Genomic DNA, 13028 nt, shown 5'->3' on the forward strand with positions numbered 1-13028 from the left:
GGACACCATGGCAAGCACCCTACGCAAGATCACCATGGCGGTACTGGCCCCGGCGATGGCCCTCGGCGCCACCGTCGGACTCGCCTCGGCCCCCGCGTCCGCCGCCGTCTGGAGCTCCTGCGACCAGTGGGCCAACACGAGCCTGAACGGCTACACCCTCTACAACAACATCTGGGGCTCCGGCGCCGGCAGCCAGTGCATCTGGGCCAACTCCGGCACCAACTGGGGCGTCAACGCCAACCACCCCAACACCGGCGGCATCAAGTCCTACCCCAACTCCAAGAAGGTGATCAACAAGTCGATCACCTCGCTCGGTTCGCTCTCCAGCAGCTACAACGTCTCGGTCCCCTCGTCCGGCGCGTACAACACGTCGTACGACATCTGGGACACCGACTACGACTACGAGATCATGCTCTGGGTCAACAAGACCGGAGCCGTCGGCCCGCTCGGCACCTCGCAGGGCAACGTGACGCTCGGCGGCCACACCTGGACCGTCTACAAGGGCACCAACGGAGCGAACCAGGTTTTCTCCTTCGTCCGCACCTCCAACTCCAGCTCCGGCACGGTCAACATCCTCCCGATCCTGAAGTGGATCAAGGACACCAAGGGCTGGTTCGGCAACGAGACCATCGGCGACGTGCAGTTCGGCTTCGAGATCACCAGCTCGTCCGGTGGCCTCAACTTCACCGCCAACAACCTGACCGTAAGCAGCAGTTGACCTGATCGTGGGGCAGGGTCGGGTTTGATGGGGGCATGCGTACCACCACCCCCCTCCGACGCGCCCTGATCACCGTGACCGCGACCGCGGCCGTCGTTCTCACCGCGACGGGTTCCGCGGTCGCGGTTCCCGTCTCCGGGACGGCCGCGGCACCCCACGCCATCGCCCACCCCCTCTCCGCCCTGCATCCCGTCGTCGAACTCGCCGCCGAACGCCTCGCCACCGCCGACCTGGTCGCCGCCGCCAAGTGGGGCACCGACAGCCCCATCGACGACCCCGCCCGCGAACAGCAGGTCCTCGACAACGTCGCCGCCCAGGCCCAGCAGCTCGGCGCCGACCCGGACGAGATCCGCGTGGTCTTCCGTGACCAGATCGAGGCCAACAAGCTCGTCCAGCGCGGCCTGTTCCAGCGCTGGACCGACCACCCCGACCAGGCGCCGACGACCAAGCCCGACCTGAGCGTCGTACGGCAGGAGATCAACCGCGTGACCAGCGCCCTGGTCGAGGCTCTCGCCACCACCGCCGACGACCGGGACGCGTTCACCTGCCGCCCCGAACTTGCGCTGGCCGGCCTCCAGGTCCACCACGAGGACCACCTCGACGCCCTGCACACCCGGGCCCTGGCCCGCGCCCTGCGCTCGGTCTGCGGAAGCTGATCCCCATACCCCCACACGACGAAGCGGCCGGTCCACCCCCGTGGGACCGGCCGCTGTCGGTGTCGCTACTCCGCCACCGGAAGCTGCGCGCCGTCCCGCAGGAACAGCGGAATCCGGTCCAGCGGGGCGTCCACGGTCACCGTCCTGCCACCCTCGTACGTCTGCCCGGTCCACGCGTCCGTCCAGGTCGCGCCCGCCGGAAGATACGTCGTACGGGCCGTCGCCCCCGCCGTGAGCACCGGGGCGACCAGGAGATCCGCGCCGAAGAGATACGCGTCGTCGACCGTCCACGTCGCCTGGTCGTCCGGGAACTCCAGGAACAGCGGGCGCATCGGCGTCAGACCCTCCTCGTGGGCCTCGCGCATGACCTTCAGGACGTACGGCTTGAGCCGCTCGCGCAGCCGCAGGTACTTCTCGAGGATCGCGCCGGCCTCCTCGCCGTACGACCACACCTCGTTCGGGCCGCCGGTCATGTCCGGGCCCAGCGGCATGCCCGGGTCGCGGAAGCCGTGCAGCCGCATCAGCGGGGACAGCGCGCCGAACTGGAACCAGCGGACCATGACCTCGCGGTACGCCGGGTCGTCCGGGTCGCCGCCGTGGAAGCCGCCGATGTCGGTGTTCCACCACGGGATGCCGGACATCGCGGTGTTCAGGCCGGCCGCGATCTGCTCGCGCAGGGTCGGGAAGTCGGTGCCGATGTCACCGGACCACAGGGCGGCGCCGTAGCGCTGACTGCCTGCCCAGGCGGAGCGGTTGAGGGTGATGACCTCCTCGCCGGCGGCCGTCAGGCCCTCGTGGAAGGTGCGGGAGTTCTCGGCCGGGTACATGTTGCCGACCTCCAGACCGGGACCCGCCCAGTAGCGCAGGTTCTCCTGGAAACCGGGCTTGAGCTCCGGCTCGCAGGCGTCCAGCCAGAAGGCCGTGATGCCGTACGGGGCAAGGTAGTTGTCGCGGATCTTCGACCACATGAACTCCCGGGCCTCCGGGTTCGTGGCGTCGTAGAAGGCGACCTGGACGGTCGAGGCGACCCCCTTGTCGGGCCAGTCGGCGTGCGCCATCGGACCGTACTGGGTGCCGATGAAGTGGCCGCGCTGCTCCATCAGGGCGTGGTTCTCGCTGAGCGGCGACACCGACGGCCACACGCTCACCACCAACTTGACGCCCAGCTCCTCCAGTTCACGGACCATCGCCGCCGGGTCGGGCCACTCGGCCGGGTCGAACTTCCACTCGCCGAGGTGCGTCCAGTGGAAGAAGTCGCAGACGATCGCGGAGAGCGGCAGCCCGCGCCGCTTGTACTCCCGCGCCACCGACAGGAGCTCCTCCTGGGTGCGGTAGCGCAGCTTGCACTGCCAGAAACCGGCCGCCCACTCCGGCAGCATCGGCGTACGGCCGGTCACCGCGCTGTAGCGGCGCTGGCCGTCGGCCGGGGTGCCCGCGGTGATCCAGTAGTCGATCTGGCGGGCCGAGTCGGCCACCCAGCGCGTGCCGTTGCGGGCCAGCTCCACGCGGCCGATCGCCGGGTTGTTCCAGAGGAGGGTGTAGCCGCGGCTGGAGGCGAGGACCGGGATGCCGACCTCGGCGTTGCGCTGGATCAGATCGAGGACCAGGCCCTTCTGGTCCAGCTTGCCGTGCTGGTGCTGGCCGAGGCCGTACAGCTTCTCGTCGTCGTAGGCGGCGAAGCGCTGCTCCAGACGGTGGTGGCCGTTGCCGACCGCCGTGTACAGACGCGAGCCGGGCCACCAGAAGTGGGCGCGGGCCTCCGCGAGGAGCTCGGCCGAGTCCGCGCTGCGCACAAAGCGGAGCTGCCCCTCGGCGTCGACGTGGACGGTCAGCGCGCCCACCGTCAACCAGGCTTCCCCGTCCCCGGTCTTGACCGTGCTCTCGGTGGCCGGCGGCTCGTCGAGCAGGGCGCCCGGCAGTCCCTCCAGGATCGGCCCGCCGAGCCGGGCACGCACCCGCACGGCGTCCGGGCCCCAGGGCTCGATGCGCACGGTCTCCTGGCGCCCGCTCCACTCCAGCGCGCCGTCCCGCTCCCGGAACGTGCCGACGGTGGGGGACGACTGCGCGAGACTGACCTTGGGCTGGATTTCGGCAGGCTGATTCACGAGGAGTGCTCCTGAGGGAATGCAGACAGGGGCGTGCCGCACAGGCACGCGATGCGTGGTGTGTGAGGTCCGGTGGGTGAGGTGTCAGGACACCGAAGGTGCCGGGCCCGTGCTCGCCCGGACCGTCAACTCGGGCTCGATCAGGACGACTTCGTCCTCACCGCGGCCCTCCAGCTTGGCGACCAGCCGCTCCAGGGCGTGCCGGCCCATCTCCTGGGCGGGGATGGCGACCGACGTCAGCCGCACCGAGGCCTGCACGGCGACCTGTTCGGGGCAGATCGCGACCACCGAGACGTCCTCGGGAATGGCCCGGCCCTGCTGGCGCAACAGCGCGAGCAGCGGCTCCACGGCCTGCTCGTTCTGCACGACGAAGCCCGTGGTGGACGGACGCTCGTCGAGGATCCGGGCGAGGGTCACGGCCATCGCGTCGTACCCGCCCTCGCACGGCCGGTGCAGCAGCCGTACGCCCAACTCCTGGGCGCGCGACCGGAGTCCGTCCAAAGTGCGCTCGGCGAAACCGGTGTGCCGTTCGTAGACCGCTGGAGCCTCGCCGATGACAGCGATGTCGCGGTGACCGAGCTTCGCGAGATGCTCGACGCACAGGGCGCCGGTGGCCCGGAAGTCGAGGTCGACGCAGGTGAGCCCGGACGTGTCGGCGGGGAGGCCGATGAGCACGGAGGGCTGGTCGGTGCCGCGCAGGAACGGCAGTCGCTCGTCGTCGAGTTCGACGTCCATCAGGATCATCGCGTCGGCGAGCCCGCTGCCGGTGACGCGTCGCACCGCGTCGGGGCCCTCCTCGCCGGTCAGCAGCAGGACGTCGTAGCCGTGCGTCCGCGCGGTGGTGGCCACCGCGATGGCGATCTCCATCATCACCGGCACGTACATGTCGGTGCGGAGCGGGATCATCAGCGCGATGATGTTCGACCTGCTGCTGGCGAGCGCGCGGGCACCGGCGTTCGGGTGGTAGCCGAGCTCGCGGATGCTCTCCTCGACCCGCTGCCGGGTGCTCGTCGAGATGGACCGCTTGCCACTGAGGACATAGCTCACCGTGCTCGCCGAGACTCCGGCGTGCTGGGCGACCTCGGCGAGGGTGACCATCCAGCTCTCCAAGCTTTGTGAAGCGCTTCGACAGTGCGCAGTGCGAACAGGTGTGGGTGGGGGTGGTTCGACAGTAGCTCCCCCGGGAGTGGGTGTCCATAGGTTGTCGAAGCGCTTCGACAAGGACTGCGGAGTACGCACCGCACGCAGGAGGATCCGCAGGCAACAGACCCACGCCGGCCCGGCCGTTCCCGGCCTCCGCGGACCGCGGGCCTCTTGCCTACCACGGCCGGCCGCCGGGGGGCCATGGACCGGGCACGCGGAGCCCGGCCGGTGGACCGACCCGCACGGACGCGCGGCGGGGGCGCAGGTCGGGGATGCCGACGGCGGCCCGGACCAGGTCGACGCAGCGCTCGGGGGTGAAGTCGTCGGCGCTCCGGCCCTCGTCGGGGTTGTTGACGTGCGGCCGCGATGATCTTGTGGCCGCGCAGGGCGTCGGTGGGGTCGGCGGCGAAGAAGAAGCTGACCAGGCCGGTGGGCGGGCTGCGGCCGGGGGCGTCCATGCCGGGTGTCCGGCCCGCGGGAACGGGCGGCGGGGGCCCACTGGACACCCGGTCGTCTTCCGTCGACATCGGCCGAACGGCCGCGCGAGGGGTGGTGACCTCGCCCGGGATCGGGTACATACGATCGGGTAGCACCCGTCGGTAACCATACGGCCCCCATGATCCCGATTCACGACGAGGTGAGCCTGATGTCCGCACCGTCCACCAAGCCGATCGTCACCGAGCGCGAGGCCCGCGAAGTGGCGGAGGCCGCCCGGGAGCAGGACTGGCGCAAGCCCAGCTTCGCCAAGGAACTGTTCCTCGGGCGTTTCCGGCTCGACCTCATCCACCCCCACCCGATGCCCCCCGACGAGGACGCCCAGCGCGGCGAGGACTTCCTGGCCAAGCTCCGCGACTTCTGCGAGACCAAGGTGGACGGCGCCCTCATCGAACGCGAGGCCCGGATCCCCGACGACGTCGTTGCCGGACTCAAGGAGCTCGGCGCCCTCGGCATGAAGATCGACACCAAGTACGGCGGCCTCGGCCTCACCCAGGTGTACTACAACAAGGCACTGGCCCTCGCGGGTTCCGCGAGCCCCGCGATCGGCGTGCTGCTCTCGGCCCACCAGTCGATCGGCGTACCGCAGCCGCTGAAGCTGTTCGGCACCCAGGAACAGAAGGAGAAGTTCCTGCCCCGGTGCGCCCGCACCGACATCAGCGCCTTCCTCCTCACCGAACCGGACGTCGGCTCCGACCCGGCCCGCCTCGCGACCAGCGCGGTGCCCGACGGCGACGACTACATCCTCGACGGAGTGAAGCTGTGGACGACCAACGGCGTGGTCGCCGACCTGCTCGTCGTCATGGCCCGCGTCCCGAAGTCCGAGGGCCACAAGGGCGGCATCACCGCCTTCGTCGTGGAGGCCGACTCGCCCGGCGTCACCGTCGAGAACCGCAACGCCTTCATGGGCCTGCGCGGCATCGAGAACGGCGTCACCCGCTTCCACCAGGTCCGGGTCCCGGTGGCGAACCGCATCGGCCCCGAGGGCGCGGGCCTGAAGATCGCCCTGACCACCCTCAACACCGGCCGCCTCTCCCTGCCCGCCTCCTGCGTGGCCGCCGGCAAGTGGTGCCTGAAGATCGCCCGCGAATGGTCCGCGGCCCGCGAACAGTGGGGCAAGCCGATCGCCCACCACGAGGCCGTCGGCTCCAAGATCTCCTTCATCGCGGCGACGACCTTCGCCCTGGAGGCCGTCCTTGACCTGTCCTCCCAGATGGCCGACGAGAACCGCAACGACATCCGCATCGAGGGCGCCCTCGCCAAGCTCTACGCCTCCGAGATGGCCTGGCTCGTCGCCGACGAACTGGTCCAGATCCGCGGCGGCCGCGGCTTCGAGACCGCCGACTCCCTCAGGGCCCGCGGCGAGAAGGCGGTCCCCGCCGAACAGGTGCTGCGCGACCTGCGCATCAACCGCATCTTCGAGGGCTCGACCGAGATCATGCACCTGCTGATCGCCCGCGAGGCCGTCGACGCCCACCTCTCCGTCGCCGGCGACCTCATCGACCCCGAGAAGTCCCTCGGCGACAAGGCGAAGGCAGGCGCGAACGCGGGCGTCTTCTACGCCAAGTGGCTCCCGAAACTGGTCGCCGGACCAGGACAACTCCCCACCTCGTACGCCGAGTTCAAACGCGAGGTGGACCTCTCGCCGCACCTGCGCTACGTCGAACGAACGTCCCGCAAACTCGCCCGCTCCACCTTCTACGCCATGTCCCGCTGGCAGGGCCGCATGGAGACCAAGCAGGGCTTCCTCGGCCGGATCGTCGACATCGGCGCCGAACTCTTCGCGATGAGCGCGGCCTGCGTACGCGCCGAACTCCTCTACACCACCGAGTCCCACGGCCGCGAGGCCTACCAGCTCGCCGACGCCTTCTGCCACCAGTCCCGCCTGCGCGTCGAGGAACTCTTCGGCCGCCTGTGGAACAACACCGACGACCAGGACCACAAGGTCGTCAAGGGAGTCATGTCCGGCATCTACACCTGGCTGGAGGACGGCATCGTCGACCCCTCCGGCGAGGGCGTCTGGATCGCGGACACGACCCCCGGCCCCTCCGAGAAGGAGAACGTCCACCGGCCCGTCCGCTGACCCCTCACGACAGCGCGCCCCCCGAGAGGGGGACGCGCTGTCCCCACACACCGTCCTTACGGCAACAATGGAGGGATGAGCGACAGTCCAGCCCCCCTCGCCGACCCCCACCTGGTCTACGACCCCGTCGCGGGCGACGGACCCAAGGACGTGGTGATCCTCGGTTCCACCGGCTCGATCGGCACCCAGGCCATCGACCTCGTGCTGCGCAACCCCGCCCGGTTCCGGGTGACCGGGCTCTCCGCCAACGGCGGCCGGGTCGCGCTCCTCGCCGAGCAGGCGCACCGGCTGAAGGCGCGGACCGTCGCGGTCGCCCGCGAGGACGTCGTACCGCAGCTGCGCGAGGCGCTCACCGGGCTCTACGGCACGGGCGAGCCGCTCCCCGAGATCCTCGCCGGCCCGGACGCGGCCACCCAGCTCGCCGCCTCCGACGCGCACACCGTCCTCAACGGCATCACCGGCTCCATCGGACTCGCCCCCACCCTCGCCGCCCTGGAGGCGGGCCGCACCCTCGCGCTCGCCAACAAGGAGTCGCTCATCGTGGGCGGCCCGCTGGTCAAGGCCCTCGCCAAGCCCGGGCAGATCATCCCCGTCGACTCCGAGCACGCGGCCCTCTTCCAGGCCCTGGCCTCCGGGACCCGGGCCGACGTACGCAAGCTGGTCGTCACCGCGTCCGGCGGCCCCTTCCGCGGCCGTACGAAAGCCGACCTCGCCCAGGTGACCGTCGAGGACGCCCTCGCCCACCCCACCTGGGCCATGGGCCCGGTCATCACGATCAACTCCGCGACCCTCGTCAACAAGGGTCTGGAGGTCATCGAGGCACACCTCCTCTACGACATTCCCTTCGACCGCATTGAGGTGGTCGTGCATCCCCAGTCGTATGTCCACTCGATGGTTGAGTTCACGGACGGATCCACGATCGCCCAGGCGACGCCCCCCGACATGCGGGGGCCGATCGCCATCGGTCTCGGCTGGCCCGAGCGCGTCCCCGACGCGGCGCCCGCCTTCGACTGGAGCAAGGCGTCGACCTGGGAGTTCTTCCCGCTCGACAACGACGCGTTTCCTTCGGTCAACCTCGCGAGACACGTGGGACAGCTCGCGGGCACGGCCCCGGCGGTGTTCAATGCCGCCAACGAGGAGTGCGTCGAGGCCTTCCGGGCCGGCGCACTGCCGTTCAACGGGATCATGGAGACCGTGACCCGGGTGGTGGACGAGCACGGCACCCCGCGCGGGGGAACCTCGCTCACCGTCGCGGACGTCCTCGAAGCGGAGACCTGGGCGCGGACCCGGGCCCGGGAACTGACGGCACAGACGGCGGAGGCCCGTGCATGACGACCCTGATGTTCATCCTCGGCATAGGGCTCTTCGCCTTCGGCCTGCTGGTGTCGATCGCGTGGCACGAGCTGGGGCACCTGTCCTTCGCCAAGCTCTTCGGCATCCGCGTGCCGCAGTACATGGTCGGCTTCGGCCCGACCGTCTTCTCGCGGAAGAAGGGCGAGACGGAGTACGGCGTCAAGGCCATCCCCTTCGGCGGCTACATCCGCATGATCGGCATGTTCCCGCCCGGCGACGACGGCCGTATCAGCGCCCGCTCGACGTCCCCCTGGCGCGGCATGATCGAGGACGCCCGCTCGGCCGCCTTCGAGGAGCTCCAGCCCGGCGACGAGAAACGCCTCTTCTACACCCGTAAGCCCTGGAAACGCGTCATCGTGATGTTCGCGGGCCCCTTCGCGAACCTGATCCTCGCGGTCGCCCTGTTCCTCACGGTCCTCATGGGCTTCGGCATCTCCCAGCAGACCAACACGGTCAGCTCGGTCTCCAAGTGCGTGATCGCCCAGAGCCAGAACCGCGAGAACTGCAAGGCCTCCGACCCCGCCTCCCCGGCCGCGGCCGCCGGCCTCAAGGCGGGGGACAAGATCATCGCGTTCAACGGCGTGAAGACCGACGACTGGAACAGGCTCTCCGACCTCATCCGCGCCAACCCCGACAAGACGGTCCCGATAGTCGTCGAGCGCGACGGCAAGGACGTCACCCTCACCGCGAAGATCGCCAGCAACCAGGTCGCCAAGAAGGACTCCAGCGGCCAGTACGTCCAGGGCGAGTACGTCACCGCCGGCTTCCTCGGCTTCAGCGCCGCCACCGGCATCGTCAAGCAGGACTTCGGCGACTCCGTGGTGTGGATGGGGGAACGCGTCGGCGACGCCGTCGACTCCCTCGCCGCCCTGCCCGGCAAGATCCCGGCCCTGTGGAACGCGGCCTTCGGCGACGCCCCGCGCGAGCCGGACTCCCCGATGGGCGTGGTCGGCGCGGCCCGCGTCGGCGGCGAGATCTTCACCCTCGACATCCCCCCGACCCAGCAACTGGCGATGGCCCTGATGCTGGTCGCCGGCTTCAACCTCTCCCTGTTCCTCTTCAACATGCTCCCGCTGCTGCCCCTGGACGGCGGCCACATCGCGGGCGCCCTGTGGGAGTCCCTGCGCCGCAACCTCGCCAAGGTCCTCAAGCGCCCGGACCCGGGCCCGTTCGACGTGGCGAAGCTGATGCCGGTCGCCTATGTGGTGGCGGGGATCTTCATCTGCTTTACAGTCCTCGTTCTGATCGCGGACGTCGTTAATCCGGTCAAAATCAGCTGAGAATCGGTCATTTGCGGTTGCAATGACGCCTCGCCTTTCACTCGGGTAGCTCGCACGAGTGGAAGGCGAGGCTTATTCGTACGGCCACTCGAACGTTCGTGGAGACGCACGGGATCCCGGGAAGTGCATCGACAGTTCGGGGCCTGTCGCTGAGCCACGGTCGAGTGCCTCACTCGGTGCCCGTGTCGTTGACCGGGTGAGAACTCCTGGTCGTACGGCGTTGGCGGTGGCCCGGTGTGGTTCATGGCGGGCCACCATCCGTTGGGTGGGTTTGAGGGCCGGGATGTGCTCGTGCCCCGGGCGGTGCCGTAATCTCGAAGCCTGGAGCCCGCCGCTGACGGGACCTGGACCTTGATCCACGACTTGGGGTTGCACAGCAGATGACTGCGATTTCTCTCGGCATGCCGTCCGTTCCGACCAAGCTCGCCGAGCGCCGGAAGAGCCGGCAGATCCAGGTCGGCACGGTCGCGGTGGGCGGTGACGCCCCGGTCTCGGTCCAGTCGATGACGACGACCCGTACGTCCGACATCGGCGCCACGCTCCAGCAGATCGCCGAGCTCACGGCCTCCGGCTGCCAGATCGTCCGCGTGGCCTGCCCGACCCAGGACGACGCCGACGCCCTCGCCACCATCGCCCGCAAGTCGCAGCTCCCGGTGATCGCCGACATCCACTTCCAGCCCAAGTACGTCTTCGCCGCCATCGAGGCGGGCTGCGCGGCGGTCCGGGTGAACCCCGGCAACATCAAGCAGTTCGACGACAAGGTCAAGGAGATCGCGAAGGCCGCGCGCGACCACGGCACCCCGATCCGCATCGGCGTGAACGCGGGCTCACTGGACCGCCGCCTGCTCCAGAAGTACGGCAAGGCGACCCCGGAGGCGCTCGTCGAGTCGGCCCTGTGGGAGGCGTCGCTCTTCGAGGAGCACGACTTCCGGGACATCAAGATCTCGGTGAAGCACAACGACCCGGTCATCATGATCGAGGCGTACAAGCAGCTGGCCGCGCAGTGCGACTACCCGCTCCACCTGGGCGTCACGGAGGCCGGCCCCGCCTTCCAGGGCACGATCAAGTCGGCCGTCGCCTTCGGCGCGCTGCTCTCCCAGGGCATCGGCGACACGATCCGCGTCTCCCTCTCGGCACCCCCCGTCGAGGAGGTCAAGGTCGGCAACCAGATCCTGGAGTCCCTGAACCTCAAGCAGCGCGGCCTGGAGATCGTCTCCTGCCCGTCCTGCGGCCGTGCCCAGGTGGACGTCTACAAGCTGGCCGAGGAGGTCACGGCGGGCCTGACCGGCATGGATGTCCCGCTCCGCGTCGCCGTCATGGGGTGTGTCGTCAACGGCCCGGGCGAGGCCCGCGAGGCCGACCTCGGCGTCGCCTCCGGCAACGGCAAGGGCCAGATCTTCGTCAAGGGCGAGGTCATCAAGACCGTCCCCGAGTCCAAGATCGTGGAGACCCTCATCGAGGAGGCCATGAAGCTGGCCGAGCAGATGGAGGCGGAGGGGGTCACCTCCGGGGAGCCCTCGGTGTCGGTCGCGGGCTGATCCGAGCGTCCGGGGCGACAGCCCTCAACGGGCAGGGCACGCCTGGGCCACCGCTGTGCGAGCGGTAACCGAACGCAGGGCGGCGCGGCTCGGCTTCCGCAGGTACAGTGCGGAGATCAGCAGACCCCAGTGTGAGGCCCGCCCGTGTTGACCCAGACGACCTCCCGGGTCCTCGAACCGAGCGACCTGGACGCCGCGCTCGCCGTCCTGGACCGCGATCCGGTCGCGAACGCCTTCGTGACATCGAGGGTCCAGGTCGCCGGACTCGACCCCTGGCGACTCGGCGGCGAGATGTGGGGCTGGTACGAGGACGGCATGCTCACGTCCCTCTGCTACGCCGGCGCCAACCTCGTCCCGATCTGCGCGACCCCGCGAGCCGTCCGTGCCTTCGCCGACCGGGCGAGAAGGGCCGGGCGCCGGTGCTCCTCCATCGTCGGTCCCGCCGAACCCACCGCCCAGCTCTGGCGCCTGCTGGAACACAGTTGGGGCCCGGCCCGGGACGTCCGCGCCCACCAGCCCCTCATGGTCACCGACCGCATGCCCACCGACACAGCCCCGGATCCGTACGTCCGCCGCATCCGCAAGGACGAGATGGAGACGATCATGCCGGCGTGTGTGGCGATGTTCACGGAAGAGGTCGGAGTCTCCCCGCTGGCCGGTGACGGCGGCCTCCTCTACCAGGCCCGCGTCGCCGAACTGGTCGGTTCCGGCCGCTCCTTCGCCCGCCTCGACGAACACGGCAAGGTCGTCTTCAAGGCGGAGATCGGCGCCGCGACGGACCGGGCCTGCCAGATCCAGGGCGTGTGGGTGGCTCCCGAGTACCGCGGCAGGGGAGTGGCCGCGCCGGGGATGGCCGCGGTACTGCGCTACGCCCTCGCGGACGTGGCCCCGGTGGTCAGTCTCTACGTCAACGACTTCAACACGGCGGCGAGAAGGACGTACAAGAGGGTGGGCTTCCGGGAAGTGGGCGCGTTCATGAGCGTCCTCTTCTGAACCGGCCCGCAGTCACCGGCCGGCCCGCAGCCACCCGCACCCGGCACACGACCGGAACTCCCCTGTACGCTCCCCGCATGGACCTCGTCATCGGCCCCCTGGACCTGTCCGCCCACGTGGACGAGGCCCTCGCGGTACAGGCCATCGCCTTCGGCCTCGGCGCCGACGAGGTAGCGGTCCGCCGCCAGATCGTCCTCCGCCACATGACCTACCCCGGAGCCAGAGCGCTCGGCGCGACGGTCGGCGGCCATCTCGTGGGGTTCGTGTACGGCATGCCCAACGACCGCACGCACTGGTGGTCCACCGTCGTCGAGCCCTACCTGCGCGCCCAGCACAACGACATCTGGCTCGACGACTCCTTCGTGATCACCGAGCTGCACGTCCACCCGCACCACCAGAACCGGGGCATCGGCCGCACCCTGATCACCACCATCACCGACAGCGCCACCGAGCCCCGCTCGATCCTCTCCGCGATCGACACCGACAGCCCGGCCCGCGGCCTGTACCGCTCCCTCGGCTACCAGGACCTCGCCCGCCAGGTCCTCTTCCCGAGCGCCCCGAAGCCGTACGCCGTGATGGGCGCCCCCCTCCCGCTGCGCCGCCACTGAACACCGGATTTCCACCCCTACAGCCCGCCCGGCTAACCTCCTGGGGGGTGCCCGAC

At 69.9% G+C, this 13028-nt stretch carries 10 protein-coding genes; 8 read left to right on the plus strand and 2 right to left on the minus strand.

Translation table 11 applies throughout. From position 1 onward, the window contains the following. Positions 1 to 7 precede the first annotated feature (7 nt). Both ACGFWE_RS36320 and ACGFWE_RS36325 read left to right on the plus strand, forming a co-directional pair. Positions 8 to 718, plus strand: coding sequence for a hypothetical protein (locus ACGFWE_RS36320; RefSeq protein WP_352389498.1), 711 nt, complete (start codon positions 8 to 10; stop codon positions 716 to 718). A gap of 35 nt (positions 719 to 753) precedes the next feature. Then, a complete protein-coding gene (locus ACGFWE_RS36325) occupies positions 754 to 1374 on the plus strand; it encodes a chorismate mutase (RefSeq protein ID WP_393604392.1) in 621 nt (206 codons plus the stop codon). Positions 1375 to 1439: 65 nt separating this feature from the next. On the opposite strand, the gene ACGFWE_RS36330 is transcribed toward ACGFWE_RS36325, so the two are convergent. After that, positions 1440 to 3479, minus strand: a complete 2040-nt coding sequence (locus tag ACGFWE_RS36330) for a TIM-barrel domain-containing protein (protein ID WP_393604394.1) — start codon at positions 3477 to 3479, stop codon at positions 1440 to 1442. A gap of 84 nt (positions 3480 to 3563) precedes the next feature. Further along, positions 3564 to 4577 carry a LacI family DNA-binding transcriptional regulator gene (locus ACGFWE_RS36335; protein ID WP_393604396.1) on the minus strand — a complete coding sequence of 338 codons (1014 nt, stop codon included), beginning with the start codon at positions 4575 to 4577 and terminating at the stop codon, positions 3564 to 3566. 691 nt (positions 4578 to 5268) lie between these two features. Here ACGFWE_RS36335 and ACGFWE_RS36340 point away from each other — a divergent pair. The 6 genes from ACGFWE_RS36340 to ACGFWE_RS36365 all read left to right on the plus strand — a co-directional run bounded on the left by ACGFWE_RS36340 (position 5269) and on the right by ACGFWE_RS36365 (position 12972). Continuing rightward, positions 5269 to 7200, plus strand: a complete 1932-nt coding sequence (locus ACGFWE_RS36340; protein ID WP_393604398.1) for an acyl-CoA dehydrogenase family protein — start codon at positions 5269 to 5271, stop codon at positions 7198 to 7200. 75 nt (positions 7201 to 7275) lie between these two features. Beyond that, the gene (gene dxr, locus ACGFWE_RS36345) at positions 7276 to 8532 is read left to right on the plus strand and encodes a 1-deoxy-D-xylulose-5-phosphate reductoisomerase (RefSeq protein WP_352389503.1); all 1257 of its coding nucleotides are present in this window, start codon (positions 7276 to 7278) and stop codon (positions 8530 to 8532) included. Between the two features lie 8 nt (positions 8533 to 8540). Then, positions 8541 to 9833 (plus strand): site-2 protease family protein, encoded by a 1293-nt coding sequence (locus ACGFWE_RS36350; protein ID WP_352389566.1) that lies wholly within the window; start codon positions 8541 to 8543, stop codon positions 9831 to 9833. Positions 9834 to 10213: 380 nt separating this feature from the next. Continuing rightward, positions 10214 to 11371, plus strand: a complete 1158-nt coding sequence (gene ispG, locus ACGFWE_RS36355; protein ID WP_352389504.1) for a flavodoxin-dependent (E)-4-hydroxy-3-methylbut-2-enyl-diphosphate synthase — start codon at positions 10214 to 10216, stop codon at positions 11369 to 11371. Between the two features lie 144 nt (positions 11372 to 11515). Continuing rightward, positions 11516 to 12364: a GNAT family N-acetyltransferase gene (locus tag ACGFWE_RS36360; RefSeq protein ID WP_352389505.1), complete on the plus strand. Its 849-nt coding sequence runs from the start codon at positions 11516 to 11518 to the stop codon at positions 12362 to 12364. 77 nt (positions 12365 to 12441) lie between these two features. After that, entirely contained in the window at positions 12442 to 12972 is a 531-nt protein-coding gene (locus ACGFWE_RS36365) for a GNAT family N-acetyltransferase (RefSeq protein WP_393604401.1), read from the plus strand. Positions 12973 to 13028 lie beyond the last annotated feature (56 nt).

Source organism: Streptomyces sp. NPDC048523, assembly GCF_043199815.1.
In the GTDB taxonomy this organism is placed as follows: domain Bacteria; phylum Actinomycetota; class Actinomycetes; order Streptomycetales; family Streptomycetaceae; genus Streptomyces.

Coding starts and splice junctions, on each gene's coding strand:
- ACGFWE_RS36320 (WP_352389498.1), top strand. CDS start 8: ATGGCAAGCACCCTACGCAAGATCACCATGGCGGTACTGGCCCCGGCG.
- ACGFWE_RS36325 (WP_393604392.1), top strand. CDS start 754: ATGCGTACCACCACCCCCCTCCGACGCGCCCTGATCACCGTGACCGCG.
- ACGFWE_RS36335 (WP_393604396.1), bottom strand. CDS start 4,577: ATGGTCACCCTCGCCGAGGTCGCCCAGCACGCCGGAGTCTCGGCGAGC.
- ACGFWE_RS36340 (WP_393604398.1), top strand. CDS start 5,269: ATGTCCGCACCGTCCACCAAGCCGATCGTCACCGAGCGCGAGGCCCGC.
- dxr (WP_352389503.1), top strand. CDS start 7,276: ATGAGCGACAGTCCAGCCCCCCTCGCCGACCCCCACCTGGTCTACGAC.
- ACGFWE_RS36350 (WP_352389566.1), top strand. CDS start 8,541: ATGTTCATCCTCGGCATAGGGCTCTTCGCCTTCGGCCTGCTGGTGTCG.
- ispG (WP_352389504.1), top strand. CDS start 10,214: ATGACTGCGATTTCTCTCGGCATGCCGTCCGTTCCGACCAAGCTCGCC.
- ACGFWE_RS36365 (WP_393604401.1), top strand. CDS start 12,442: ATGGACCTCGTCATCGGCCCCCTGGACCTGTCCGCCCACGTGGACGAG.